Origin of the sequence: Catenulispora sp. GAS73 (assembly GCF_041262085.1) — a bacterium.
Lineage (GTDB): Bacteria > Actinomycetota > Actinomycetes > Streptomycetales > Catenulisporaceae > Catenulispora.
Genome location: NZ_JBGCCM010000006.1, coordinates 343019 through 369841 on the forward strand (window position 1 = coordinate 343019; position 26823 = coordinate 369841).

24 protein-coding genes are annotated in these 26823 nt (G+C 70.8%); 19 read left to right on the forward strand and 5 right to left on the reverse strand.

Annotated features, from left to right (window positions below; all coding sequences use genetic code 11):
• Positions 1-43: 43 nt before the first annotated feature.
• Entirely contained in the window at positions 44-610 is a 567-nt protein-coding gene (locus ABH935_RS11950; RefSeq protein WP_370377899.1) for an ABATE domain-containing protein, read from the forward strand.
• A gap of 119 nt (positions 611-729) precedes the next feature.
• Positions 730-1620: an alpha/beta fold hydrolase gene (locus ABH935_RS11955; protein WP_370377900.1), complete on the forward strand. Its 891-nt coding sequence runs from the start codon at positions 730-732 to the stop codon at positions 1618-1620.
• Between the two features lie 744 nt (positions 1621-2364).
• On the opposite strand, the gene ABH935_RS11960 is transcribed toward ABH935_RS11955, so the two are convergent.
• Positions 2365-2919, reverse strand: a complete 555-nt coding sequence (locus ABH935_RS11960; RefSeq protein ID WP_370377901.1) for a transcriptional regulator — start codon at positions 2917-2919, stop codon at positions 2365-2367.
• A 332-nt stretch (positions 2920-3251) separates the two neighbouring features.
• On the opposite strand from ABH935_RS11960, the gene pyrR reads away from it, so the two are divergent.
• The 8 genes from pyrR (at position 3252) to pyrF (ending at position 13223) form a co-directional block, all read left to right on the forward strand.
• Complete coding sequence (gene pyrR / locus ABH935_RS11965; RefSeq protein WP_370377902.1) at positions 3252-3821, forward strand: bifunctional pyr operon transcriptional regulator/uracil phosphoribosyltransferase PyrR; 570 nt, start codon at positions 3252-3254, stop codon at positions 3819-3821.
• Positions 3818-4840, forward strand: a complete 1023-nt coding sequence (locus ABH935_RS11970; RefSeq protein ID WP_370377903.1) for an aspartate carbamoyltransferase catalytic subunit — start codon at positions 3818-3820, stop codon at positions 4838-4840. The genes pyrR and ABH935_RS11970 overlap by 4 nt, the downstream gene beginning before the upstream one ends.
• A complete protein-coding gene (locus tag ABH935_RS11975; protein WP_370377904.1) occupies positions 4837-6129 on the forward strand; it encodes a dihydroorotase in 1293 nt (430 codons plus the stop codon). Before ABH935_RS11970 ends, ABH935_RS11975 begins: the two co-directional genes overlap by 4 nt.
• Complete coding sequence (locus tag ABH935_RS11980; protein WP_370377905.1) at positions 6126-6680, forward strand: hypothetical protein; 555 nt, start codon at positions 6126-6128, stop codon at positions 6678-6680. Before ABH935_RS11975 ends, ABH935_RS11980 begins: the two co-directional genes overlap by 4 nt.
• A complete protein-coding gene (carA, locus tag ABH935_RS11985) occupies positions 6677-7825 on the forward strand; it encodes a glutamine-hydrolyzing carbamoyl-phosphate synthase small subunit (RefSeq protein ID WP_370377906.1) in 1149 nt (382 codons plus the stop codon). The genes ABH935_RS11980 and carA overlap by 4 nt, the downstream gene beginning before the upstream one ends.
• A 1-nt stretch (position 7826) precedes the next feature.
• A complete protein-coding gene (gene carB / locus ABH935_RS11990) occupies positions 7827-11132 on the forward strand; it encodes a carbamoyl-phosphate synthase large subunit (protein ID WP_370377907.1) in 3306 nt (1101 codons plus the stop codon).
• A 90-nt stretch (positions 11133-11222) separates the two neighbouring features.
• Positions 11223-12353, forward strand: coding sequence for a quinone-dependent dihydroorotate dehydrogenase (locus ABH935_RS11995; protein WP_370377908.1), 1131 nt, complete (start codon positions 11223-11225; stop codon positions 12351-12353).
• 24 nt (positions 12354-12377) lie between these two features.
• Positions 12378-13223 (forward strand): orotidine-5'-phosphate decarboxylase, encoded by an 846-nt coding sequence (gene pyrF, locus ABH935_RS12000; RefSeq protein ID WP_370377909.1) that lies wholly within the window; start codon positions 12378-12380, stop codon positions 13221-13223.
• Positions 13224-13277: 54 nt separating this feature from the next.
• On the opposite strand, the gene ABH935_RS12005 is transcribed toward pyrF, so the two are convergent.
• Positions 13278-13709 (reverse strand): SRPBCC family protein, encoded by a 432-nt coding sequence (locus tag ABH935_RS12005; protein WP_370377910.1) that lies wholly within the window; start codon positions 13707-13709, stop codon positions 13278-13280.
• Positions 13702-14067, reverse strand: a complete 366-nt coding sequence (locus tag ABH935_RS12010) for an MmcQ/YjbR family DNA-binding protein (protein ID WP_370377974.1) — start codon at positions 14065-14067, stop codon at positions 13702-13704. The genes ABH935_RS12005 and ABH935_RS12010 overlap by 8 nt, the downstream gene beginning before the upstream one ends.
• 157 nt (positions 14068-14224) lie before the next feature.
• On the opposite strand from ABH935_RS12010, the gene ABH935_RS12015 reads away from it, so the two are divergent.
• Positions 14225-14869: a TetR/AcrR family transcriptional regulator gene (locus ABH935_RS12015; protein WP_370377911.1), complete on the forward strand. Its 645-nt coding sequence runs from the start codon at positions 14225-14227 to the stop codon at positions 14867-14869.
• A 96-nt stretch (positions 14870-14965) separates the two neighbouring features.
• On the opposite strand, the gene ABH935_RS12020 is transcribed toward ABH935_RS12015, so the two are convergent.
• A complete protein-coding gene (locus ABH935_RS12020; protein ID WP_370377912.1) occupies positions 14966-15463 on the reverse strand; it encodes a dCMP deaminase in 498 nt (165 codons plus the stop codon).
• Positions 15464-15789: 326 nt separating this feature from the next.
• Between ABH935_RS12020 and ABH935_RS12025 the strand changes: the two genes are divergently transcribed.
• Complete coding sequence (locus ABH935_RS12025) at positions 15790-16470, forward strand: HAD family hydrolase (RefSeq protein WP_370377913.1); 681 nt, start codon at positions 15790-15792, stop codon at positions 16468-16470.
• 624 nt (positions 16471-17094) lie between these two features.
• Here ABH935_RS12025 and ABH935_RS12030 read toward each other — a convergent pair.
• Positions 17095-18054 carry a RecB family exonuclease gene (locus ABH935_RS12030; RefSeq protein ID WP_370377914.1) on the reverse strand — a complete coding sequence of 320 codons (960 nt, stop codon included), beginning with the start codon at positions 18052-18054 and terminating at the stop codon, positions 17095-17097.
• Between the two features lie 134 nt (positions 18055-18188).
• Between ABH935_RS12030 and ABH935_RS12035 the strand changes: the two genes are divergently transcribed.
• From ABH935_RS12035 to ABH935_RS12065, 7 genes are all read left to right on the forward strand, one after another.
• Positions 18189-19475, forward strand: a complete 1287-nt coding sequence (locus tag ABH935_RS12035; RefSeq protein WP_370377915.1) for a site-2 protease family protein — start codon at positions 18189-18191, stop codon at positions 19473-19475.
• 9 nt (positions 19476-19484) lie between these two features.
• On the forward strand, positions 19485-20594 hold the full coding sequence (locus ABH935_RS12040; protein ID WP_370377916.1) for a tRNA (adenine-N1)-methyltransferase: 1110 nt from the start codon (positions 19485-19487) through the stop codon (positions 20592-20594).
• A 749-nt stretch (positions 20595-21343) separates the two neighbouring features.
• Positions 21344-22303, forward strand: coding sequence for a carbohydrate ABC transporter permease (locus ABH935_RS12045; RefSeq protein WP_370377917.1), 960 nt, complete (start codon positions 21344-21346; stop codon positions 22301-22303).
• Between the two features lie 86 nt (positions 22304-22389).
• The gene (locus tag ABH935_RS12050; RefSeq protein WP_370377918.1) at positions 22390-23733 is read left to right on the forward strand and encodes an extracellular solute-binding protein; all 1344 of its coding nucleotides are present in this window, start codon (positions 22390-22392) and stop codon (positions 23731-23733) included.
• Positions 23730-24602 carry a carbohydrate ABC transporter permease gene (locus ABH935_RS12055; protein WP_370377919.1) on the forward strand — a complete coding sequence of 291 codons (873 nt, stop codon included), beginning with the start codon at positions 23730-23732 and terminating at the stop codon, positions 24600-24602. The genes ABH935_RS12050 and ABH935_RS12055 overlap by 4 nt, the downstream gene beginning before the upstream one ends.
• A complete protein-coding gene (locus tag ABH935_RS12060; RefSeq protein ID WP_370377920.1) occupies positions 24595-25356 on the forward strand; it encodes an HAD family hydrolase in 762 nt (253 codons plus the stop codon). Before ABH935_RS12055 ends, ABH935_RS12060 begins: the two co-directional genes overlap by 8 nt.
• 27 nt (positions 25357-25383) lie before the next feature.
• Entirely contained in the window at positions 25384-26676 is a 1293-nt protein-coding gene (locus ABH935_RS12065) for an MBL fold metallo-hydrolase (protein ID WP_370377921.1), read from the forward strand.
• The last annotated feature ends 147 nt before the right edge of the window (positions 26677-26823 follow it).

Sequence of the window (26823 nt, forward strand, 5' to 3'; positions counted from 1 at the left end):
GCACGGTAGCAGCTGTAACGGTGAGAGCGTTACACTTCTCGGCATGGAGATCGCCCCCTTCCGCCTCGACACCGGCGCGACGTGGCTGAACCTGCTCGCCACGCGCGGCAGCGCCTTCGGCCGCCATCCGGAGGAGCGCATCCCCACGCCGGAGCGTTTGGCGGACTGGCTGGCGGCCGTGGAGCTGGCGCCGGAGCCGCCGGTCACCGCCGCCGATCTGGAGCTGGCGTGGCAGTTGCGGGAGACGCTGCGTCCGCTGGCCCTGTCCGCCGCCACCGGCGAGGGCCCGTCCCCCGAGGCCGCAGCAGGGCTGATCGCCTTCCTGCAGGCCCACGACGAGCCGCTGACCCTGGCCGGCTCCGCCGAGCCGCCGGGGCTGGCCCGGGTGGCGCCCGGGGACGCCGCCGCCGCCCTCGGCCGTGTCGCACGCCAGGCCGCCGATCACCTCACCGGGCCCGAGCGGCACGCGCTGAAGTCGTGCCCGGAGTCCGACTGCCGCGGCGTCTTCGCCGATCCGGACGGCCGCCGCCGCTGGTGCCCGTCGCCGGCCTGCGCCAGCCGCGGCCGGGTGCGGGCACACCGGGCCCGCAAGGCGTCCGCGGCCGAGTAACCGCTGAGCAGCCCTGACGAGGCGCTGTCAGCGGCTCGTCAGCGGTCTGCCAGCCGCCGGCGCGAGGCTGTGGCCGTGGGACGGGAATCCGTCCGGCGAGCGGAGCGAGGGGAGCTGCCATGGGCGCGTACGTGGACGTCGACGGCCTGAATATGTACTACGAGGTCGTGGGAGAGGGCGAACCGGTGGTGCTGGTCCACGGCACCGGCGGCTTCGCCGACAGCTGGGCCGCGCAACGCGACCTGCTCCCCGACTGGTACCAGCTCTTCATGCCGGAGTGCCGGGGCCACGGCCGCACCGCGGACGTCGAGGGCCCGTACACCTACGAGAACTTCGCCGACGACCTCGCCGGCTTCATCGAGGCACTCGCCCTCGAACCGGTCCGCCTGGTCGGCTGGAGCAACGGCGCCAGCGTCGTCCTCCGCCTGGCGCTCCAGCGCCCGGACCTGGTGCACCGCCTGGTCCTACTCAGCGGCGGCGTCCTGCACCCCGCCGGCCAAACCGCCGCCGCCACCGCACTGTCGGTAGACCCCGGCCGCTCCCGGCTCGCCGAAACCTGGCGCCCACTCTACGAAGCCCTGTCCCCAGACGGCCCCGACCACTTCCCGGTGGTCGAGGAGAAGCTGAACCGCATGTGGCGCGAGGCCACACCGGTCACACGAGACCAGATCGCAGCCCTACCGATGCCCCTCCTGGTCCTCCAAGGCGACGACGACTGCATCGAACTAGCCCACGCAGCAGCCCTCGCCGGCACGGCCCCAGACGGCCGCCTGGCCGTGGTCCCCGGCACCTCGCACATCTCACCGGTGGAGAAGCCGGAGCTGGTCAACCTGATCCTGCTCGACTTCTTCGAGGACAAGCCCGCCGCCCGACTCTTCCCACTGGGCTCCCTGCGCTCGGCGGCGGCAGCAGCCGCCACAGCCGAGGCGAACAAGGCGAACAGCCCAGCCACTGCGGCGGCCGCTTCCGGCGCGGCGAACGTATCCGCTGCGGGCGGCAGGCGCTTCTAGCGCTGCGGCTGCGCGCGCGGCCGACGCGAGCAACGCCGGTGCTGCGCGGGTACCTGCCGCGGCGGATGCTCCCGGCGCGGCTACCAGGTCTGTCGCGCAGCTTGCAGGCATCCCGGAGGCTTCTGGATCTGCGGCTGCGGCCGGCGCGAGCAATGCGGGTGCTGCGCAGGTACCTGCCGCGGCGAGTGCTTCCAGCGTGGCTGCCGGGTCTCTTGCGCAGCTTGCAGGCCTCGCGGAGGCTTCTGGATCTGCGGCTGCGGCTGCGGCCGGCGCGAGCAATGCGGGTGCTGCGCGGGTACCTGCCTCGGCGAGTGCTTCCGGCGCGGCTACCGGGTCCGTCGCGCAGCCAGCAAGCATCCCGGAGGCTTCTGGATTTGCGGCTGCGGCCGGCGTCAGCAATGCGGGTGCTGCGCGGGTGCCTGTCGCGGCCGCTCCCGGCGCGGCTACCGGGTCTGTCGCGCAGCCGACAAGCCTCCCGCAGGCTCCCGGATCTGCGGCCGCTCCCGAAGCGCCGGCCGTCAAGGCCGACACGCCCGCCGCATCCACCGCGCCGCCCGCCGCCCCGCCCGCCGGCTCCGAACCCGGCCGCGTCCCGCGCGCAGCCTGAGAAAAATGCCTTACCCGCGCCCAGATTCTTAGCTTTCACCTTCGTCCGAACAGCCTAAAGCCCGCCGCGCATCACAGCGTGGCGGGCGCTTAGAGCTGTATGAAGGTGTGTGAGGCTGTCAGGGCCGTGAAGCCCGCTCAGACCTCGTCGTCCTCGGCGAAGCCGCCGGGGAAGGCACCGGCTTCGCCGTCGCCCTCCTCGTCGTTGTACGGGCGCGCCGCGGCCGGGTTCAGGACGTCCCATTCGGTGAGCATCTTGACCAGCTCCGACGGGGCCATCTCGTAGATGACGCCGAGGGTGCGCAGGTCCTCGCCGCGGATCGTCATGACGCGGCCGTTCCAGTCGCCGCGCTGGCTCTGGATGCTGCCGACATAGCGCAGCAGCGGGCCGGCCTGGTCGACCGGGAGGGACTTCAGCCGCTCCAGGTCGAGGACCAGCTTGCCGCCCTGCTCGTGCGCCGACGCCGGGGCGCCGGTGCCGGGCAGCAGTTCGTGGACCGGCACGCCGTAGAACTCGGCGAGCTCGGACAGACGCTGCACGGTGACAGCGCGGTCGCCGCGCTCGTACGAGCCGACGACGACGGCCTTCCAGCGCCCCTGCGACTTCTGCTCGACGCCGTGCAGGGACAGGCCCTGCTGGGACCGGATGGCGCGCAGTCGGACGCCCAGCGCTTTCGCGTACTCGGTGGACATGTAGCTCCCCATAGACACAACTGCGGCCTCACGTGTTCCCCTCGCCACACGGCTTGGCCCAGTTCAGCGGATCGGCAGTTTTCTCGTATGACCCGTTGGTGACTTAGCGTGACGGTACGCGCAGCAGAGATTCTGCGCAAGTCCCGTCGTTGTCAAGGAAACCGATGACTGCCGGTGGTCTGGTCCAATCAGCTTATGTCACTCACAGCAGTGCTCCGCACTCGGATGGCGGAGCGCCCGTGACGATCATGGGTGATCGTCCTGGTAGAGTCGTTGCCGACCGAGTCCTTTAACGATCTGTCCCGTGAGGCAGAGAAGGGGGTCTTTTTCGTATGCCTGCAATACCGCAAGGTGCGCGGTCGGTGCTGGACGAGGCCGACATCTCCCGGGCGCTGACCCGGATAGCGCACGAGATCCTCGAACGCGCCAAGGGCGCCGAGGACGTCATGCTGCTGGGCATCCCCACCCGCGGCGCCACGCTCGCCAAGCGCCTGGCCGCCCGCATCGCCGACGTCGAGGGCACCACCGTCCCGGTCGGCTTCCTGGACGTCACCATGTACCGCGACGACCTGCGCCTGAAGCCGGCCCGCGCGCTGGAGCGCACCGAGATCCCCGACGAGGGCGTCGACGGCCGCCTGATCGTCCTGGTCGACGACGTCCTGTACTCCGGCCGCACCATCCGCGCCGCACTGGACGCCCTGAACGACCTCGGCCGCCCGCGCGCCGTGCAGCTGGCGGTCCTGGTCGACCGCGGCCACCGCGAACTGCCGATCCGCGCCGACTACGTCGGTAAGAACCTGCCGACCTCCCAGCGCGAGAGCGTCAAGGTCCGGCTGCGCGAGCACGACGGTGTGCAGCATGATGCCGTCTACCTGGGGATTGAGAGCGAGACGGCCATATGAAGCGCCACCTGTTGTCCACCGCCGACCTCTCCCGCGACGACGCGGTGCTGATCCTGGACACCGCCGAGGAGATCGCCCGGCTGGCGGCCCGCCCGATCAAGAAGCTGCCGACGCTGCGCGGCCGCACCGTGGTCAACCTCTTCTTCGAGGACTCCACCCGCACCCGGACGTCCTTCGAGGTCGCGGCCAAGCGCCTGAGCGCCGATGTGATCAATTTCTCGGCCAAGGGCTCCAGCGTCTCCAAGGGCGAGTCGCTGAAGGACACCGCGCTCACCCTGGAGGCCATGGGCGCCGACGCGGTCGTCGTCCGGCACAGCGCCTCCGGCGCGGCCTACCGCCTCGCGAACGCCGGCTGGAGCTCCAGCCACGTGGTCAACGCCGGCGACGGCACCCACGAGCACCCCACGCAGGCCCTGCTGGACGCCTTCACCATGCGCCGCCACCTCGGCGGCTTCGACGGCCGCCGGGTCACCGTGGTCGGCGACGTCCTGCACTCCCGGGTCGCGCGCTCCAACGTGCGCCTGCTGGCCACCCTCGGCGCCCGGGTGACCCTGGTCGCCCCGCCGACCCTGCTCCCGGTCGGCGTCGAGAGCTGGCCCTGTGACGTCTCCTACGACCTGGACGCCGCGATCCCCGGCAGCGACGCGATCATGATGCTGCGGGTCCAGCGCGAGCGGATGAACGGCGGCTTCTTCCCCACCCAGCGCGAGTACAGCCGCCGCTACGGCCTGGACGCGCAGCGCATGGCCAAGCTGCCGGACAAGGCCATCGTCATGCACCCGGGGCCCATGGTCCGCGGTATGGAGATCTCGGCCGCGGTCGCCGACTCCGACCGCTCGGTCATCGTCGAGCAGGTCGCCAACGGCGTCAGCGTCCGGATGGCCGTGCTCTACCTGCTGCTCAGCGGCAGCGAGTCCGCGATCGGCAGCGACGAGGGCCAGGCTCAGGGCCACGCTCAGGGTCAGGGTCAGGGCCAGAACCAGCACCAGAACACCGAACCGAAGGGCGCCGCCGCGTGAGCACCACCTACCTGATCAAGAACGCGAGCGTCCTGGGCGGTGACCCGCAGGACCTGCTCCTGCGTGACGGCATCATCGCCGAAGCCGGAGCCCTGGGCCCGGTCCCGGGCACCGTGGTGATCGACGCCGGCGGCCTGATCGCCCTGCCCGGCCTGGTCGACCTGCACACCCACCTGCGCGAGCCGGGCCGCGAGGACGCCGAGACTGTCGACACCGGCACCCAGGCCGCGGCGCTCGGCGGCTTCACCGCCGTGCACGCCATGGCCAACACCGACCCGGTCGCCGACACCGCCGGCGTGGTCGAGCAGGTCTGGCGCCTGGGCCGCGAGGCCGGGCACTGCGACGTGTTCCCGATCGGCGCGGTCACCGTGGGTCTGGCCGGCGAGCGGCTGGCCGAGCTCGGCGCGATGGCCGACTCCGCGGCCCGGGTGCGGGTCTTCTCCGACGACGGCAAGTGCGTCTCCGACGCGAACCTGATGCGGCGCGCGCTGGAGTACGTGAAGGCCTTCGACGGCGTCATCGCCCAGCACGCGCAGGAGCCCCGCCTCACCGAGGGCGCGCAGATGAACGAGGGCGAGCTGTCCGGGGTCCTGGGCCTGACCGGCTGGCCGGCGGTCGCCGAGGAGGCGATCATCGCCCGCGACATCCTGCTGGCCGCGCACACCAAGTCCCGCCTGCACGTCTGCCACGTCTCCACGGCCGGCTCGGTCGAGCTGATCCGCTGGGCCAAGTCCAAGGGCTACCCGGTCACCGCCGAGGTCACCCCGCACCACCTGATCCTCACCGAGGACCTGGTGAGGAGCTACGACCCGATCTACAAGGTGAACCCGCCCCTGCGCACCGCCGCGGACGTCGAGGCGCTGCGCGCCGGGCTGGCGGACGGCACCATCGACGCCGTCGCCACCGACCACGCCCCGCACCCGCAGGAGGACAAGGACTGCGAGTGGGCCGCGGCCGCCATGGGCATGCTCGGCCTGGAGACCGCGCTGTCCGTGGTGCAGCGGACCATGGTCGACAGCGGCCTGATGAGCTGGGCCGACGTCGCCGACCGGATGTCGGTGCGCCCCGCCGCGATCGGCCAGGTCGACGACCTGCACGGCCGCCCGCTGGCGGTCGGCGAGCCGGCGAACCTGGTCCTGGTCGACCCGAACGCGAAGCGCACCGTGGACCGCACGGGGCTGGCCTCGCTGTCGCAGAACACCCCGTATCAGGGCATGGAGCTGCCGGGCGCGGTCGTGGCGACGTTCCTGCGCGGGACCGCCACCGTGCTGGACGGGAAGCTCGCATGAACAACCTGATCTTTGCCGCCGCTGAGCACTCCGCCCCGGTCACGCACATCGGCCAGCGCATCGTCTGGACCGTCGTCACGCTGGCCGCGATGGGCGGTATCTACCTGCTGATGTGGCGCGGCTGGAAGAAGCGCAAGGCCCGGCAGTCCGACCTGCTGCCGCTGAACGAGGTCCCGGCCGGGGTCTTCTCCGGCGAGGGCTTCGAGACGGTCTACGTGTCGACCACCTCCGAGGGCGACTGGCTGGACCGGATCGCCGTGCACGGCCTCGGCCGGCGCAGCAACGCGCAGGTGCACGTCGCCGAGGAGGGCGTGCTCATCGAGCGCGACCCGACGGCCGTCTTCATCCCGGCCGCCGCGATCCGCGGCATCCGTCTGGCCTCCGGGATGGCCGGCAAGTATCTCCGCGATGAAGGCCTGGTGGTGATCACCTGGCAGCACGGTGACCGCACGCTGGACACCGGCGTCGATCCCCGCCACGGGACTGATGAACTGATGTCGGCCCTGGAGGCCCACTTCGCAGTAAGCGCAACAGAAAGGCCGTCCGCATGAGCAATCGACCCCCGGCGATCCTCGTCCTGGAGGACGGACGGACCTTCCGCGGCGACGCCTACGGCGCGCTCGGCGAGACCTACGGCGAGGCCGTGTTCACCACCGGCATGACCGGCTACCAGGAGACCCTCACCGACCCCTCCTACCACCGCCAGGTGGTCGTGATGACGGCCCCGCACATCGGCAACACCGGCGTCAACGACGAGGACCCCGAGTCCCGGCAGATCTGGGTCGCCGGCTACGTGGTCCGCGACCCCAGCCGCGTGGCCTCCAACTGGCGCTCGCAGCGCACGCTGGACGAGGAACTGACCGCGCAGGGCATCGTCGGCGTCTCCGGCGTCGACACCCGCGCCATCACCCGGCACCTGCGCGAGCGCGGCGCGATGCGCTGCGGCGTGTTCTCCGGCGACCTGGCCGCCCTGGACCCGGCCGCGCTGGTCGAGAAGGTCAAGGCGAGCCCGGAGATGGCCGGCGCGGACCTGGTCGGCGACGTCACCACCAAGCAGGGCTACGTGGTCGAGCCGATCGGCGAGCACAAGTTCACCGTCGCGGCCTACGACCTCGGTATCAAGTCCATGACACCGCACCGGATGGCCGAGCGCGGCGCCCGGGTGCACGTGCTGTCCGCCTCCGCGACCCTGGAGGACGTCCTGGCGCTGGCGCCGGACGGCTTCTTCATGAGCAACGGGCCCGGCGACCCGGAGACCACCGAGGAGACGATGGTCCCGATCGTCCAGGCGGTCCTGGACCGCAGGATCCCGGTCTTCGGGATCTGTTTCGGCAACCAGATCCTCGGCCGGGCCTTAGGCTTCGGCACCTACAAGCTCAAGTACGGCCACCGCGGCATCAACCAGCCGGTGCAGGACCGCGCGACCGGCAAGGTCGAGGTCACCGCGCACAACCACGGGTTCGCCGTGGACGCGCCGCTGGACAAGGTCAGCGACACCAAGTACGGCCGGGTCGAGGTCAGCCACGTCTGCCTGAACGACGACGTGGTCGAGGGCCTGCGGGCGCTGGACGTCCCGGCCTTCAGCGTGCAGTACCACCCTGAGGCGGCGGCCGGCCCGCACGACGCGGCTTACCTGTTCGACCGATTCGCGGATCTCATGGCTGAGACGAAGAACAAGCAGAAGAGCGAGGCCTGAGATGCCGAAGCGTGAAGATCTGAAGTCCGTCCTCGTCGTCGGCTCCGGCCCGATCGTCATCGGCCAGGCCGCGGAGTTCGACTACTCCGGCACCCAGGCCTGCCGCGTGCTGCGCAGCGAGGGCCTGCGGGTCATCCTGGTGAACTCGAACCCGGCGACGATCATGACCGACCCCGAGGTCGCCGACGCCACCTACGTCGAGCCGATCACCCCGGAGTTCGTCGAGAAGATCATCGCCAAGGAGCGCCCGGACGCGCTGCTGCCCACGCTGGGCGGCCAGACCGCGCTGAACACCGCGGTCGCGCTGGCCGAGAACGGCGTCCTGGACAAGTACAACGTCGAGCTGATCGGCGCCAACATCGCCGCGATCCAGTCCGGCGAGGACCGCGAGAAGTTCAAGCGCATCGTCGAGACCATCGGCGCCGAATCCGCGCGCTCGGTGATCTGCCACTCGATGGAGGACTGCCTGGCCGGCGTCGACGAGCTCGGCGGCTACCCGGTCGTGGTCCGGCCCTCCTTCACCATGGGCGGCGCCGGCTCCGGCTTCGCGCATGACGAGGAGGAGCTGCGCCGCATCGCCGGCACCGGCCTCGCGCTCTCGCCGACCACCGAGGTGCTCCTGGAGGAGTCCATCCTCGGCTGGAAGGAGTACGAGCTGGAGCTGATGCGCGACAAGCACGACAACGTCGTCGTGGTCTGCTCCATCGAGAACTTCGACCCGATGGGCGTGCACACCGGCGACTCGATCACCGTCGCCCCGGCGATGACCCTGACCGACCGCGAGTACCAGGAGCTGCGCGACATCGGCATCGCGGTGATCCGCGCGGTCGGCGTCGACACCGGCGGCTGCAACATCCAGTTCGCGGTGAACCCGGCTGACGGCCGGATCATCGTGATCGAGATGAACCCGCGGGTCTCCCGCTCCTCGGCGCTGGCCTCCAAGGCCACCGGCTTCCCGATCGCCAAGATCGCCGCGCGCCTGGCCGTCGGCTACACGCTGGACGAGATCCCGAACGACATCACGCAGGAGACGCCGGCGTCCTTCGAGCCGGCCCTCGACTACGTCGTGGTGAAGGTGCCTCGGTTCGCCTTCGAGAAGTTCCCGGCCGCCGACAGCACCCTGACCACGACGATGAAGTCGGTCGGCGAGGCCATGGCCATCGGCCGCTCCTTCCCCGAGGCTCTGCAGAAGGCTCTGCGTTCTCTGGAGAAGAAGGGCTCGGAGTTCACCTGGGTCGGGCCGGTCCGCGACAAGGCGACCGTGCTGACCGAGGCCGCGCGTCCCACCGACGGCCGGATCAACCTGCTGGTCGAGGCCTACCGGGCCGGTGCCTCGATCTCCGAGCTGCACGAGGCCACCAAGATCGACCCCTGGTTCCTGGACCAGGTGCTGCTGGTCCACGAGACCGCCTGCGAGCTGCGCGACGCCGAGCGGCTCTCGCCGGAGCTGCTGCACCGGGTCAAGCGGACCGGCTTCTCTGACAAGCAGATCGCCGACATCCGCAGCCTGACCGAGCCGGTGGTGCGCGAGCTGCGGCACTCCCTGGGCGTGCGGCCGGTCTACAAGACCGTCGACACCTGCGCCGCCGAGTTCGCCGCGCGCACGCCGTACCACTACTCGTCCTACGACGAGGAGACCGAGGTCGAGCCGCGCGACAAGGAGGCCGTGATCATCCTGGGCTCCGGTCCCAACCGGATCGGGCAGGGCATCGAGTTCGACTACTCCTGCGTGCACGCCTCGTTCGCGCTGCGGGACGCCGGCTACGAGACCGTGATGGTCAACTGCAACCCGGAGACCGTCTCCACCGACTACGACACCTCAGACCGGCTGTACTTCGAGCCGCTGACGCTGGAGGACGTGCTGGAGATCGTGGACGCCGAGCGCGCCGCGGGCCCGGTGGCCGGCGTCATCGTGCAGCTCGGCGGCCAGACGCCGCTGGGCTTGGCGCAGTCGCTGAAGGACGCCGGCGTGCCGGTGGTCGGCACCTCGCCGGAGGCCATCCACCTGGCCGAGGACCGCGGCGCCTTCGGGCGGGTGCTGGCCGAGGCCGGGCTGCCGGCCCCGAAGCACGGGACGGCGTTCTCCTTCGCCGAGGCCAAGGCCATCGCCGACGAGATCGGCTACCCGGTGCTGGTCCGGCCCTCCTACGTGCTCGGCGGCCGGGGCATGGAGATCGTCTACGACGAGGCCATGCTCCACGACTACATCGAGCGCGCCACGCAGATCTCGCCGGAGCACCCGGTGCTGGTCGACCGGTTCCTGGACGACGCGATCGAGATCGACGTGGACGCCCTGTTCGACGGCGAGGAGCTCTACCTCGGCGGCGTGATGGAGCACATCGAGGAGGCCGGCATCCACTCCGGCGACTCGGCGTGCGCGCTGCCGCCGATCACCCTCGGCGGGCACGACATCAAGCGGCTGCGCGCCTCCACCGAGGCGATCGCGCGCGGTGTGGGAGTGCGGGGCCTGATCAACATCCAGTACGCGCTGGCCGGCGACATCCTGTACGTGTTGGAGGCCAACCCGCGCGCCTCGCGCACGGTGCCGTTCGTGGCCAAGGCCACCGCGGTCCCGCTGGCCAAGGCCGCGGCGCGCATCGGCATGGGCGCCACGGTCGCCCAGCTGCGCGCCGAGGGACTGCTGCCCAAGGAGGGCGACGGCGGCACGCTGCCCCCGGACTCGCCGATCTCGGTCAAGGAAGCGGTCATGCCGTGGTCCCGGTTCCGGACTCCGGACGGCCAGGGCGTGGACGTCATCCTCGGCCCGGAGATGCGCTCCACCGGCGAGGTGATGGGCATCGACGCGGACTTCGGCAAGGCGTTCGCCAAGTCCCAGGCCGGGGCTTACGGCTCGCTGCCGCTGAAGGGCCGGGCGTTCGTCTCGGTGGCCAACCGGGACAAGCGCTCGATGGTGTTCCCGGTCAAGGCGCTGCACGACCTGGGCTTCGAGATCCTGGCCACCGACGGCACCGCCGACGTGCTGCGCCGCAACGGGATCCCGGCGACGACCGTGCGCAAGCTGTCGCAGGGGACCGGGCCGAACGGCGAGCCGACGATCGTGCAGATGATCGTCGACGGCGCGATCGACCTGATCGTGAACACGCCCTTCGGGGTCGGCTCGCGGCTGGACGGCTACGAGATCCGGACCGCGGCGGTGCAGGCCGGCAAGCCGTGCATCACCACGGTCCAGGGCTTCGCGGCGGCCGTGCACGGGATCGAGGCGCTGCAGCGCGGCGAGATCGGGATCGGCTCGCTGCAGGAGTACGCGGACAAGATCAACGCCTCGCGCGCCGCGGCTGAGGGCTGAGGGCTGAGGGTCCGGTGCCCCGGCCTGGCCGCCGGCCCCGGCTCCGGCTCCGAAGCCGATGATCATGTCCCACTGAGGAAGGTGCCTGCCATGCGGATCTATCCGAAACTGTTCAACCTGGTGTTCCGTCGGATGGACGCCGAGCAGGCCCACCGCCTCGGCTTCGGCGCGATCAAGGCGGTCGGCGCGCTGCCCGCCGGGACCGGTCTGGCGCTGTTGGAGCGGCTGTTCCCGGTGCACGATCCGGTGCTGAAGCAGACCGTGTTCGGCGTGGAGTTCCCGGCGCCCTTCGGCTTGGCCGCCGGCTTCGACAAGAACGCCGAGGGCATCGACGCGCTGGCCGCCCTGGGCTTCGGCTCGGTGGAGATCGGCACGGTCACCGGCCAGGGCCAGCCCGGCAACGAGCAGCCGCGGCTGGCCCGGCTGATCGCCGACCGCGCGGTGGTGAACCGCATGGGCTTCAACAACGGCGGCGCCGAGGAGGTCGCGCGGCGGCTCAAGCGGCGGGTGGCCAAGCCCGAGCGCTGGGACAAGGTGCCGCCGGTGGTCGGCGTCAACATCGGCAAGACGAAGATGGTGCCGGAGGACGAGGCCGCGACCGACTACGTGGTGTCGACCAAGCTGCTGGCGCCGTACGCGGACTACCTGGTGGTCAACGTCTCCTCGCCGAACACCCCGGGGCTGCGCAACCTGCAGGCCGTGGAGGTGCTGCGGCCGCTGCTGAGGGCGGTGCGCGCGGCGGCCGACGAGGCGGTGCCGGGACGGCACGTCCCGCTGCTGGTGAAGATCGCTCCGGACCTGGCCGACGCGGACGTGGACGCGGTCGCCGATCTCGCGGTGGACCTGCACCTGGACGGCATCATCGCGACCAACACGACGATCAGCCGCTCGGGGCTGAAGTCCTCCGAGGAGAAGGTCTCGGCCGCCGGCGGCGGTGGCCTGTCGGGCGCGCCGCTGAAGACGCGGTCGCTGGAGGTGCTGCGCCGGCTGCGCGCACGGACCGGGGGCAAGCTGGTGCTGATCTCGGTCGGCGGCGTGGAGACCGTGAACGACGCCTGGCAGCGTCTGGTCGCCGGCGCCGACCTGGTGCAGGGCTACACCGGGTTCATCTACGAGGGGCCGGGCTGGGCCTCGCGGATCAATCGCGGGCTCGCCGAGAAGGTGCGGGCCGGCGGATACACGAGCTTGCGCGACGCCGTCGAGGCGGCACGCGTTTCTTAGGACTCATATATAAGGAGAGTTGTCATGGCTGCTCGACCGGATTCCCCGTTCGGCGCACGGTTGCGGACCGCTCTCGACGAGCGGGGCCCGCTGTGCGCCGGCGTCGACCCGCACACCGCGCTGCTGGCGCAGTGGGGTCTCGACGACGACGTCGCGGGGCTGGAGCGGTTCTCGTACACGGTGGTCGAGGCGCTGGCCGACCGGGTCGCCGTCCTGAAGCCGCAGTCGGCCTTCTTCGAACGCTACGGCAGCCGCGGCATCGCGGTCCTGGAGCGCGTCGTCGACGACGCCCGCTCGGCCGGCACCCTGGTGATCATGGACGCCAAGCGCGGCGACATCGGCTCCACGGTCGCGGCCTACGCCGACGCCTACCTGGAGCCCTCCTCGCCGCTGTTCTCGGACGCACTGACGGCGAACCCGTACCTGGGCTTCGGGTCCCTGGAGCCGCTGTACACGCTGGCGGAGAAGAACAACGCCGGGGTGTTCGTGCTCGGACTGACCTCGAACCCCGAGGGCGCACAGGTCCAGGGCGCGGTCGGGGCTTCGGGACGCACCGTCGCGGAGGAGATCATCGGCGCCGCGGCCGCCCGCAACGCCGGAGCCTCGCCGATGGGGCCGATCGGCGTGGTGGTCGGCGGCACCGTCGAGACGCCGAGCTTCGACCTGGAGCGGCTGAACGGCCCGTACCTGGTGCCCGGCATCGGCGCCCAGGGCGCGACCGCGGAGGACGTGAAGCGGATCTTCGGGGCCGGGGCCCGGAACGTGGTCCCGTCGAGCAGCCGCGAGATCCTGCGCGGCGGCCCTTCGGTCGCAGGCCTGCGGGATGCGGCTGCTCGGACGGTGGACGAGCTGCGGGGGATCTTGGACTAGGCGCGTTTGGGTCGGGCCCTGTCCGCCCTATCCACCGCGTCGTGCGGCGGGCGATCAGCCTGTCTCAAGAACGCGCTTGAGCCGCCCGAGCGAGACCTTGAAGAAGAGCCTGGTCGTCGGCCCGATGGCCAGCCAGCCGATCTTCCCCAGCACGCCGAACGGCAGGTCCACCCGCTCCCACCAGGTGACCCGGCACCGATCCTCGCCGCGCGCCGCCACCTCGAACCCGCCGGTGCCGCGCACCACGTGCCCGGTGTGCAGCACCACGCAGCTGCGCGGCGGGTCCCACTCGGTGACCGTCATCGTGTCCAGGAAGCCCAGCGGGCCGATCCCGGTCCAGCCCTCCAGCTTCTCGCCGACCGCGCTCGCCGTCCCGCGCACCCGCGTCGCGACCATCCACGTGCCCTGCGACGGCCAGTCGGCGAGCGCCGCCCAGGCCTGCTCCGCCGGGACCGTGACGTCGACCGACACCCTCAGCTCAGTCAAGGCGCGCCGCCAGCGTCTTGGGCGCCACCTTCCGGTACGCGTCCCGCACGATCTCCTCGACGTCTTCCCAGTCCGGGTCGTCGTCGAGGTTCACGCCGAGCCAGCCCCGGACGCCCACGTACGGCGGGCTGTAGAACGTGTCGGGGTCCTGCTCGATCCGCAGCTCCTGCACGCCGTCGGCGGCCGGGCACCAGAAGCCCAGGCGCTTGCCGTGGTGGTGGTTGCAGAACATCACGAACGTGCGCTTGCCGCGGATGAACCAGGTCGGCTCGCCGTGGCTCAACCGCTCCTCGACCTCGGGCAGGGCCAGGCAGATGCCGCGGAGTTCTTCGAGCGCGACGATCTCTTCGGGCAGCATGGTTTCTTCCGGCGGCACGGCTTCTTCCGGTGGCATGGCCTTCTCGCGCGGCATGGCTCCATCCTCACGGTTCGCACTGACAGCGTCGAGCCGGGCCCGGCCGCCGGCGTTGAGCGAGCGCTCAACGAACCCTTGTGCGATCCGGTAGCGTCGCGGCATGAGCACCGACACCCGGGACCGGCTCCTGCAGGGCACGATCGACGCGCTGCGGACCCAGGGCATCGCCGGGGTGTCGGCCCGCACCATCGGCGCGGCCGCCGGGGTGAACCAGGCGCTGGTGTTCTACCACTTCGGCAGCGTCGACGAGCTGCTGGCCGCGGCCGCGATGTGGTCGACCGAGCGGCAGGTCGCCGAATACCGGGAGCGGTTCGAGCGGGTGCGCTCGCTGCGGGAGCTGCAGAAGGTGGGCCGGGACCTGCACGCGCGGGAGAGCGCCGCGGGCAACGTCACGGTGCTGGGCCAGATGCTCGCCGGGGCGCAGACGAACCCGGCGTTCGCGACGGCCACGCGGGACGCGCTGGCGCTGTGGACCGTGGAGATCGAGCGGGTGCTGAGCCGGGTGCTGGCGGACTCGCCGCTGGGGGAGGTGGCCGACGTGCCGGGGCTGGCGCGCGCGGTGACGGCCTCGTTCATCGGGATGGAGCTGCTGGCCGCCGTCGACCCCGAGGGCGACAAGGCGGCGTTCCGCGCCCTGGACCAGCTCGGCGCGCTGCTGGAGTATCTGGACGATCTGGGCCCGGCAGCGAGGGCGGCGGCGCGTCGTGCGGTGCGGACCGCGGTGCGGCGGTCGGTGCGCGCTTAGGGCGGTGCGCAGTGCGCGAATATGCCTTTCGATGTGCGCGTAGGCGGCGGCGCGGAAGCGGAGCCGCCCAAACGTTTCGCCGATGCGGCGTACGGGTCAGGCGTCGCCGAACAGGTGCGCGTTCGCGGCCTTGACCATCGGCTCGAACTCGGGCATCTCCACGACCTCGATCCCGGCGTCCCGGAGCAGCTCGGCGCCCTGGCAGTCCTCGACCAGCAGCGAGGGCTCGCGCCAGGCGAACACCACGCGCCGGATGCCGGCGGCGATGATCAGCTGCGTGCAGGTGGCCGGCCGGGACTTGCGGATCGAGCAGGGCTCCAGCGAGGAGTAGATGGTCGCGCCGGGCAGCCGCGGGTGGTTCGGGGCCAGGCGGGCCAGCGCGGATTCCTCGGCGTGCACGTGCTCGTCGGTGTCGCGGGACCAGCCGCGGGAGAGCTCGCGGTCGTCGGCGTCGATGATCAGCGCCCCGACGTTGAACGCGCGCGGCGACGGCGGGCAGCGCCAGGCGAGGTCGACGGCGGTGCTGAGCCATTCGCGGTCTTCCCCGCGGGTGCGGTTGGAGAAATAGGCGGAGGCGGCGTCGGTGGTGGTCACTTTCCAAAGCCCTCGGTTCTGATCGGGTCCGGCGGGTGGGTGGTGCGCGCACGGTGCCAGTGGCACTGCCGCGTCGCCGGAGCGGGGGAGGCACGCAGGGTGGGGGAGGCGGGACGGGCCGGGCGGTCCGGACGGCGGAGGAGCCCGCGACGTCCGGGGCGGTCCAGGGTGACCGCGACCGTCCCGCGGCGACGAGCGGAGCCGGAACTGTCTGTGGTCACAAGTCCCAACAGTAGTCGCGGCGGGCCGACGTTTCTCGGGTTCGCCGCCAAGCCGCCGATCGAAGGGGGGAAAGAGCCCCCGCGCGGGTTGGTATCTTGATCGGCATGCTCCACCCCATACCGCCGGCCGCTGTGTTCTTCGACATGGACGGTCTGCTCATCGACTCCGAGCCCACCTGGTTCCAAGCCGAAAAGGACATGCTCGCCGGTTACGGGTACACCCTGGGACCCGAGCACTATCCCCACGTGCTGGGCAAGCCGATAGAGGTCTCGACGGCGTACCTGCTGGAACTCACCGGCCACCCGGTCACCGCGGAGCAGTTCGCCGACGGCATCGAGACGGCGATGGTCGAGCGCCTCCGCGACGGCGTCCCCATGATGCCGGGCGCGAAGGACCTCCTGGTGGAACTGGAGGCGGCGGGCATACCACTGGCCCTGGTCTCGGCCTCCTCCCGCCGCATCGTGGAGGCGTGCCTGCCGCTGATCGGCCGCGACCACTTCCGCGTCACGGTCTCCGGCGACGACGTCGAGCACAGCAAGCCGAACCCGGACCCCTACCTGCTGGCCGCCCAGCACCTGGCCGTCGACCCGGCCCAGTGCGTGGTCCTGGAGGACTCCCCGACCGGCACCACGGCCGGCCACGCGGCGGGCTGCCGCGTGATCGCCGTCCCGCACGCGGCGGAGGTGCCAGTGCGGGAGCGGGTGACGGTCGTGGACTCGCTGCAGCGGGTGAACCTGGCCTTCCTGCGGCGGCTGTTCGATGAGCGGACGTTGGACGACAGATAACTGGCCCCACAGAACGGCAGGAACCGGCGCGGGTTTAGTGCCTTCGCCGGGCCAGCCTCGCTTCACCGCAATTCGGCAGGCCGGCGCGGATCTTGGGCTCGCGCCGGACTTGGTACGAGCTCTTGAGTGCTCGTCGGCCTAGCTTGGCTGGCGGGTGCCGAGCAGTTCTTGCGGGATTGTCCCGCCGCACAATGCTCGGGCTCTTGGTCTGCTTGTCGCGGCGGGCCGACAATCTTCCTGGCGCTCGCCGACCTTGCTCCGCTGGCAGGTGCCGAGCAGCTCTTGCGGGACTGTCCCGCCGCACAACGATCGGGCTCTTGGTCTGCTTGTCGCGGCGACCGACAATCTTCCTGGCGCTTGCCGGCCTAGCTTGGCTGGCAGGTGCCGAGCGGATTGTCCCGCTGCACAATGCCGGGCTTTTCGCCTGCTTGTCGCGGCGGGCCACCTTTCTAGCGCCTGCCGAACCAGCTCAGCAGGTCAGCACCGGATATGCCCGAGCGGCCAAAATTTAGCGCCTCTTGCCGGACTGGTTCGGCGCACAAGCCGCAGGTCCTTGTCTCCTGCTGGCTCAGCTCATCGGGCCGGCAGCGCAGCCGAGCCGAGCGTTGTGGTTCCGCCGCCGAATCAGCCCTCTGCCTCGTCCGAGCCGGCCCCGGCCACCGCCCCCGCCGCAGCCCGCCCCCGCTGCCCCGGCACCGCCTCCGAAGCCTCGACCACCTCCACCGGCCCGAGCGCCGGCGGCGTCCCGCCGTAAGCCGGGCACAGCGCCTTGTGGTCGCACCAGTCGCACAGGCGCGAGGGGTTCGGGCGCCACTCGCCGCGCTCGGCGGCGGCGCGGATCGCGCTCCACAGCGCGGCCAGCTTGCGTTCGGTGGCTCGCAGGTCGCCTTCGTCGGGGTCGTAGGTGACGATCTGGCTCTCGCCGCCGAGGTACATCAGCTGCAGGCGGCGGGGGACCACGCCCCGGGTCTTCCACAGCACCAGGGCGTAGAATTTCATCTGGAACAGGGCTTTGCCTTCGAAGGCCGGTCCCGGCGCGCGCCCCGTTTTGTAGTCCACCACGCGGATCGCGCCGTTCGGGGCCACGTCGAGGCGGTCGACGAAGCCGCGCAGCAGCAGGCCGTCGGTGGTGCGCGCGTGGACGAACAGCTCCCGCTCGGCCGGCTCCAGGCGGTTCGGGTCCTCCAGGCGGAAGTAGCGTTCCAGCAGGTCCACCGCGCCGGCCAGCCAGGCCTCGTCGCCGCCGGCCTCCTCGGCGAGGGCCTTCAGTTCCGGGTCGGCCTGGACCATGCGCTCCCACTCCGGGGACAGCATGCTGCTGGCCGAGGTCGGGGTGCGTTCGCCGGTCGGCAGGTCGAAGAGGTGCTCCAGGACGGCGTGGACCAGGGTGCCTCGGGTCGCGGCCGCGCTCTTGCGCTCCGGGAGCTTGTCGATGACGCGGAAGCGGAACAGCAGCGGGCAGGTCATGAAGTCCGACGCGCGGGACGGCGAGAGCGCCATCGGCAACGTCACCGTCACAGGGCTCGTCGTCGCCGGAACGGGGAGAGCGGTGCCGGGTGCGTCCATCGCGTCCATCGCGTCCATGGGCCTCGACCCTACTCGGCGGTACCGACATCCCCGTCGAGGGGCACGCGGAGGTCCCGTGTGGCGCTCCGTGTGATGAGATCGCCCGCGCGGTGAGTGGTCTTGCAAGTTCGCCTGCGCATAGAGTCGAAGACGTGGCGGACGACGAGGGCAGGCAGAGCACCGGTAGTGGTGGCTCGGAAGGCGACGGCGGCAAGTCCGGCCGGGCGCAGGTCGTCCGTGGCCCCGGCCTGCGGCTGGGCCGGCCGTTCGGCATCCCCCTGTACGTCTCCCCGTCGTGGTTTGTGGTCGCCGCGTTCATCACGGTGCTGCTCGCTCCGCAGTCCGGCGACGTCACGGACCCCTCCAACGACTTCGGCAACGAGCTCGGCGGCTGGCGCTACGTCCTGTCCCTGGCCTACGCGATCTTCCTCTACGCCTCGGTCGTGGTCCACGAACTCGCGCACTCGGCCCTGGCCAAGAAGCTGGGCCTGCCGGTACGCCGCATCGTCATCCATTTTCTCGGCGGCGTCTCGGAGATCGAGAAGGAGTCCGACGCCCCCGGCAAGGCCTTCTGGATCGCCTTCGTCGGCCCGCTGACCTCCGCGGCCCTGGCCGGCATCGGCTTCGCGATCTACGAGATCATCCCGCACGACGACAACGTGAGCCTGACGCAGAAGGTCGCCGCCACCCTGGTCTTCGGCTTCTGGGCATCCAACCTGCTCGTCGCCCTGTTCAATCTGCTCCCGGGCCTGCCCCTGGACGGCGGCCAGATGCTGCGCGCCGCGGTCTGGAAGGCCAGCGGCAAGCCGATGACCGGGACCGTCGCGGCGGCGTGGGCCGGGCGCGTGCTCGCGATCGCGGTGTTCATCGTGATGAACCTGGTCTACGTGCGCAACGGCACCATCCAGCCCTTCGGCCTGGGCCTGGCGGTCTTCATGGCGATGTTCATCTGGTTCGGCGCGACGCAGGCGCTGGTCGTGGCCAAGCTGCGGGAGCGCATCCCGGGCCTGTCGGCGCGCAAGATGACCCGCCGCGCGATCAGCGTCGAGGCCCGCACCCCGCTGGCCGAGGCGCTGCGCCGGGCGCACGAGGTCAACGCCCGCGGCATCGTCCTGGTCGACGGCAACGACAAGCCCACCGGCCTGGTGAACGAGGCCCAGGTGATCGCCACCCCCGAGCAGCGCCGGCCGTGGGTCGAGGCCGGGGACGTGGCGCGCCCGCTGGACGCGAACCTGATAGTCGCCGCCGACCTCACCGGCGAGGACCTGCTGGACGTGCTGCGCGCCAACCCGGCGCCGGAGTACCTGGTGGTCGAGTCCGGCGGCGAGATCGTCGGCGTGCTGGCGGCCTCGGACGTGCAGGCCGCCTTCCTGGGCAAGCCGCCGGGGCCGCCCGGTCCGCCGGTCGCGGCGTCCGGAGGGCCCCAGCAGCGCCGGTAGGCTGGAGGGATGGACAGCACGCCCTCACTGACCGCTTCTGAGTCGATTGCTTCTGAGTCGATCGCGCCCGAGCCGACCGCTCCTGAGCTGACCGCTTCTGAGCTGACCGCTTCTGAGCCGATCGCTCCCGAATCGACCGCTCCCGAGTCGACCGTCCCGACCGGCGCGGAGCACCGTCGCGGCCTCTTCAAGCCGGGTGACCAGGTTCAGCTCACCGACGCCAAGGGCCGGATGAGCACCATCACTCTGCAGACGGGCAAGCAGTACCACACGCACAAGGGCTCCTTCGAGCACGACGAGCTGATCGGCTCCCCCGAGGGCGTGGTCGTGAAGACCTCCGGCGGCAACGAATACCTGGCGCTGCGGCCCCTGCTGTCCGACTTCGTGCTGTCCATGCCGCGCGGCGCCGCCGTGGTCTACCCCAAGGACGCCGGCCAGATCGTGCAGATGGCCGACATCTTCCCCGGCGCCCGCGTCGTGGAGGCCGGCGTCGGCTCCGGCGCGCTGACCTGCTCGCTCCTGCGGGCCGTCGGCGACGCCGGCAGCGTGCACTCCTACGAGCGCCGCGAGGAGTTCGCCGAGATCGCGGCGAAGAACGTGCGCTCCTTCTTCGGCGCCGAGCACCCGGCGTGGGAGCTGACCATCGGCGACCTCGCCGAGAAGCTGGTCGACGAGGAGATCGACCGCGTCGTGCTGGACATGCTGGCGCCCTGGGACTGCGTGGACGCGGTCGCCAAGGCGCTGGTGCCCGGCGGCGTGGTCATCTGCTACGTCGCCACCACCACGCAGCTGTCCCGGACCGTGGAGACCCTGCGCTCGCACGGCGCCTTCACCGAGCCGCAGCCGTGGGAGTCGATGGTGCGTGGCTGGCATGTCGAGGGCCTGGCGGTGCGTCCGGACCATCGGATGATCGGGCACACCGGCTTTCTGGTTACGGCGCGGCGGCTGGCCGACGGGGTTACGCCGCCGGTGCGGCGGCGGCGGCCGTCGAAGGGGGCGTACGCTGCGGATTATGCGGCGGAGGGTGCTACGCCGGCTGCTGGGAGTGTGGCCGATCCGGAGTTTAATGAGGATGGGACTGTGACGACTTCGGCTATGGCTCGGCGGGTGCTGCCTTAGGGGTGCGCCGGCTGCGGTTGGTTTGTGGTTGACAGGCGTTTTTTACGGCTTCGCGCAGGGGTTGATGGGCTCGCGGGGGGACGCAGTTCGGTTGTGCGGCGTGGGTTGCGCTGGCGGCCGCCGGTTGTGTGGGTGCAAGACCACGCATAAGTCCGAGTCACTGCGCACGCGTTGCGTAGGCGGCAATCGTCGTGCGTGGTGGGCGCCTTGAGGCCTCCGGCGGGCGCTCTACAGCGAGGGGGGCGACCCGCGCGACTTGCTTGATGGCGGCGGTCCGCGACTGGTCGGCTTCCTTCACGCTGTTGCCTGCGTCGCGCTGGTCGGCGGCGGTCGCTGCTTGTGGTCGCCGAGGTTCTGTGCCCCTCGCCGCGTCGTCGCCTTACGGAACCAGCCCGGTCCGGTGGTGTAAAGCCGGATCGCTCCTGCTGTGGTCCGGTTTCGTCCGGCTTGACACCACCGGCCCGGTCAGGTTGGCTTCGCCCGCCGACGCGGCGAGGGGCACAGAACCAACACCCCGCATGGTCCTGCCGGGCCCGGGGCGGACCCCGTGGCGCGCGCCGTGGTCGCGGCCGTGACCGTCGTCGTGGTGACGGCGGCGGTCACGGCCGCTGGGTATCGGCCGGTGCACCGGGTTAGGGACTGGCCAACATTCCAGGACATCACAAGATCTCGAATATAAGAAGCCTTGTAGTCTATTGTTCACCGAAACGTCGCGGGAATGACATCCGCGACCGCGACAGTCTCATGCCGTGACCGCAACGACCGACGCCGCCACCGCCGTCGCCGCGCCGCCCGGCTCGGCGCGCCGCAGGAGGCCCGCCCGCGACTTCCGTGCGACCCGCTGGGGGTGGGCGTACTCGGCCCCGGCCGTGCTCGTGTTCCTGGCCTTCGTGATCATTCCGACTGGGTACACGTTCTACGTCTCGCTGTGGAAGTGGAACGCGCTGAATCCGGCGTTGTCCAAGTTCAAGGGGCTGGGCAACTACACGCGGTTGTTCCAGGCGAACCAGCCGACGTTCCTGAGTAGCCTGTGGCACTCGCTGTACTTCACCGGTGCGATGGTGATCGGTGGGACCGCGATCTCGCTGGCGCTGGCGCTGCTGTTGCAGCGCGGTGGGGCGCTGCTGAACGGTACCCGGGTGGCGCTCTTCCTGCCGCATGCGACGCCGGTGATCGCCACGTCGATGATCTGGACTTGGATCTTCAACTACAAGTTCGGGCTGGCCGACTGGATCCTGCACAGCCTGCATCTGCCGACCTCGCAGTGGCTGCAGTCCTCGTCCTCGGCGATGCCTGCGGTGGTGATCTACAGCCTGTGGCATGAGGTCGGCTTCACCACCGTGGTGTTCCTCGGCGGGTTGGCGACGCTGTCCAACGAGCTGTCGGAGGCTGCGCGGGTCGACGGGTGCTCGGGCTGGCAGGAGTTCTGGCACGTCACCTGGCACCAGCTCAAGCCGGTCACCGTGTTCGTCGTCGCCATCACCGCGATCACCTCGCTGCAGGCCTTCACCCAGTTCTACCAGCTGGCCAGCGGTGGCCCGGCGTACGCCACCACGACCCTGAGCTACCTGGTCTACCAGGAGGCCTTCCTGTTCAGCGACACCGGCTACGGGGCGGCGCTGGCCGTGGTCCTGTTCGCCATCACCGTCTTCTTCACGCTCGTCCGGCGCCGTACCGCGGCCAACGGCGAGTCGCACGCTCTCGTCTGATCCGCAGCACCGCACATCTAGCTCCACCTCTCGTTCTAGTTCCGCACTGCCACCGAAACCCCTCAAATCGGGAGACCTGAACCATCATGCGCAAGCGCATCACCGCGGCCGCCGGGCTGGCCGCTCTCGCCCTCGCCACGACGGCGTGCGCCGGCGGCGGCGCCTCCACGCCGAAGTCCGACTCCGGCTCGTCGGGCAAGGCCGGCGGCTCCGGTACCGAGCTCGCCGTGCCCACCGGGCCGGTGACCATCACCTTCGAGGAGGCGATGACCATCGGCACCCTGAAGCCGGCGATGGACAAGCTCGTCTCCGACTTCCAGGCGAAGTACCCGAACATCACCGTCAAGCTCCAGGGCGACCCGGACTACGGCACGATGTACACCAAGGAGAAGGCCGAGGTGCAGGCCGGGAACGCCCCGACGATCGGCCAGGCCTACGAGAGCTGGGCCTCCTACTTCCAGGCCGCTGGGAAGTTGGTCCCGATCAGCGAGCTGGCCGGCACTGACAGCCCGGCTGAGATGTCCACGTTCTACAAGGGCATTCAGGCCGACATGAAGCTGCCGGACGGCAAGACCTGGATGTGGCCGTTCAACAAGAGCGTGCTGATCCTGTTCGCCAACGCCGACCTGCTGGCCAAGGACGGCCAGAGTGCGCCTAAGACCTGGGACGACTACGCCAGCGTGATGAAGGCGGTCTCCACCAACGGCGTCACCGGCTCCACCATCGATCCGGGCTCGGCCACCGGCGCGACTTTCGGCACCCAGTGGTTCGAGATCCTGGCCAAGGCCAACGGCGCCGGCCTCTACGACGCCGACGGTACCCCGCACCTGACCGACCCCGGCGTGGTCAAGGCCCTGCAATACATGAAGGACCTGAAGGACGCCAACGCTCTGGCCACCGGTAAGAACTACCCCGGCGAGACCGCCCTGGGCGCCCAGAAGGGCGTCTTCGACATCTCCTCGGCGGCCGGCTACGGCTTCGAGAACAAGACCGTCGGCGGCAAGTTCAAGCTGGACATCACCGCGCTGCCCACCGGTCCCTCCGGCGCCGTCAACGAGCTGACCGGCACCAACATCGTGATGTTCTCCTCGGCCACCGCCGACCAGAAGGCGGCGGCCTGGGCCTTCATGAAGTTCATCACCAGCCCGGCCGAGCAGGCTCAGTGGGCCTCCACCTCCGGGTACCTGCCGGTGACCAGCCAGGCGCTGAGCGACCCGGTCATGCAGGCCTTCGTGGCGAAGAACCCGTACGAGACCGCGGCGGTCTCCGAGCTGGACACCGCCTTCGCGCTGCCCGGCTTCTCCTGGATCTTCAAGTGCCAGGGTTTTGAGTCCACCGCGATCCAGGAGGCGCTGGAGAACGGCAAGCAGCCAGCCGACGCCCTGAACGCCGCGCAGTCCGGCTGCGCCGCCGCGAAGGCGCAGGGGTGAGCAAGCTTTCGGCATCCCGCGGCATGGCGGGAGGGAGCCGCGCCGGGCGTTGGGCCCGGCGCGCGCTCGCCGCCGCCATCGGGCTGGCGTTCGTCTTCCCGTTCTACTGGACGGTGGTGATCTCGCTTGGGCATCCCGGCGAGTTCAGCAACTTCCCGCCGCTGCTGGTGCCGCACTGGGACTGGTCGAACTGGTCGCGGGCCTGGCACTCGGCGCCGTGGGTGCGGCTGTTCGCGAACACCATCCTGATCGCCTCCTGCACCATGGCGCTGTGTCTGGTGACCTCGCTGCTGGCCGGGTTCGCCTTCGGCGTGCTGCGCTTCCCCGGTCGCAAGGTGCTGACGCTGGTCGTGCTCTCCGTGCTGATGATGCCCGGCACGGTGCTGATCATTCCGGACTACGTGCTGGCCAACGACCTGCACCTGCTGAACACCTACTGGATCCAGATCATCCCGTGGGGCGCCAGCGTGTTCGGGATCTTCCTGGTCCGTCAGTTCTTCCTGACCATGCCCTCGGAGATCCTGGACGCCGCGGCGCTGGACGGCGCCTCGCGGCTGCGCTTCCTGCGCTCGATCGGCGTGCCGATGGTGCGCCCGGCGCTGGTCATCATCGCCATCAACGTGTTCCTGGGCTCCTGGAACTCGTTCCTGTGGCCGGTGATCATGACCAGCTCCAACATGGAGTCCTCCAGTACGGTGCAGCCGGTCGAGGTCGGGCTGTCCACGTTCGCCAACGCCGAGGGCACCGACTTCCCGGGCCTGGCCGCGGCGGTCACCTTCACCACGCTGCCGGTCATGGTGTTCTTCCTGCTGCTGCAGCGGCAGTTCATCCGCGGTGCGCTGTCCGCGGCCGGAGGCGTCCGTGGCTGAGCCGAGAACGGATTTCACTAGGACGGCCTCAACGCCGCCGGACCGCCGCCCGGTCCTGGCCGTGGACTTCGACGGGACCGTCTACCGCGACGACGGCCCGGTCCGCTTCTACGCCGAGCACGCCGCCGGCAGTCTGCCGAACGAGTGGCGCGGCCGGTTCCTGGACCTGTTCGAGGCCTACCTCGAACAGGGCGTGGCCGCCGCGGACCGGGTCGCCGACGAGTCGGCGGCCGCGGTGCTGCGCAGCTCGGTCGACGCCTGGGGCGCCGCGGCCGGGCTCGCGGCGCTGTCCGGGGTGGGCCCGGCGGCGACCGAGCAGGCCTTCCTGGCCAGCCGGCAGTACATGCTGACCGCGTCCTGCCGGGTCACCGCGGTCCCGGCGCTCGTCGAGGCCTTCGAGAAGCTACGCGGTGACGTGCGCATCGTCCTGGCCACCAACAGCCCCGCCGGCGGCCTGGCGCCGCTGCTGGACCGGCTGGGGGTCACCCCGCTGTTCGAGGAGGTCGTCTCCGGAGCGAACAAACCCGAGGGACTGCGGCGCTGGATCGCCGCGGAGCTGGCCGACCGGCCGGCCGCCGAGCTCTTCTCGCTCGGCGACCACTACTTCAACGAGATCGAACCCGCGATGGCGGTCGGCGCCCGTGCCGGCTACATCGACCGGTTCGGCCGCGCCGACGGCCCCGCGACGGTGATCGCCCCGGTGGTCGAGGACATCCTGCCCGGCATCTTCGCCTGGGCCGGAGCAGCGCGTTAATTCAATAGGAAGAGAACACGTATCTCCATGGCAGCATCCGTCGAGTTCTGGGGCGGGGTCGGCGTCATCGGCTCCAGCAAGGTCCTGATCACCGAGGGCGACCACCGCGTCCTGCTCGATTTCGGGCTCGACATCCCCCGAGGCACCGACTTGTTCCGGCCCCCTGTCGTGCCCAGGGAGCACCGCTATCTGGCCGACCGGCTGCGGGTCGGCGCGGCGCCGCGGCTGCCCGGCGTCTACGACCCGGCGATGCTCGAATTGGGGGACTCACTGGGGGAGGAGGGCCCGGCGACGGCGGTCTTCGTCAGCCACGCGCACATCGACCACTGCGGTCTGGTCGGAACCCTCAGGCCGGGAATTGAGGTTCACGCCGCCCCGGAGACCATCGCCGTGATGCGCGCGCTGAGCGCCGCCGGCGACGGCCTGCCCGGCGGCGACCCGGACTGGCGGCCGCTGGCCGACGAGCAGCCGCTGCGTTTCGGCCCGATGACCGTGGAGCGGATCACCGTCGACCACGACGTGCCCGGGGCCAGCGGCTACCTGGTCACCACCTCCGACGGCGTGCTGGCGTTCACCGGCGACATCCGGTTCCACGGCCGCGCGCCGGAGCGGGCCTGGCGGCTGGCCGAGCGCGCCACGGGCTGTGAGATGTTCGTCACCGAGGGTACGGCTCTGGGGCTGCCGGTGTTCCCGGGGCCGGTGCGCACCGAGGACGACGTCGTCCGGGACTTCGCCGCCGTGCTGGACGAGGCGCGCGGGGACCTGGTGCTGCTCGCGATGTACCCGCGCGACCTGGAGCGGGTCCGGGAGTTCGTCGAGGTGGCCGACGCCGCCGGGCGCCGCGTGCTCTGGGGCGACCCGGTCGCGGTCTTCCTGCGCGAGCTCGGGGTCGAGGGCGTGGCGGCCTACTCCGAGGTCGGCCTGGAGGCCGTGAAGGCCGATCCGGGGGCCTTCGTCTACCAGCCGGACCTGCGGGACCTGCGCGGCATCCCGGATCTGGCGGACCTGCCGGTCGGCGAGCGCACCGTGTGGCTGCACGCCAACGGCGAGCCGCTGGGGCCGTTCGAGTCGCGCTGGGCGCTGTTCATGGAGTGGCTGGAGGTCCTGGGCATCCCGCTGCGCCGGATCGGCTCCTTCGGCCACGCCACCGGCGACGACCTGCACACGCTGGTGCACCGGGTCGCGCCGCGGACCGTCGTCCCGATCCACACCGACGCCCCCGAGCGGCTGCATCCGGTGGGCGGCCCGACCCGGCTGATACCGGTGTTCGCCCAGCCGTACGACCTGGGTGGTCACCCGATCGAGCGAACCTGGGCCTGACCGGCAACCTGGACGGGCGGTCATGCGTCTGGGTTAGCGATTGAGGGAAAGGTTCGATCGGGCCGCGAGGAGCACGACGGCGGCCGAGACTGGTGCCGAGCTGGGGCGGAACTGGTCTCCCGCCGTCCAGCTCGCGCGCCTATGCCG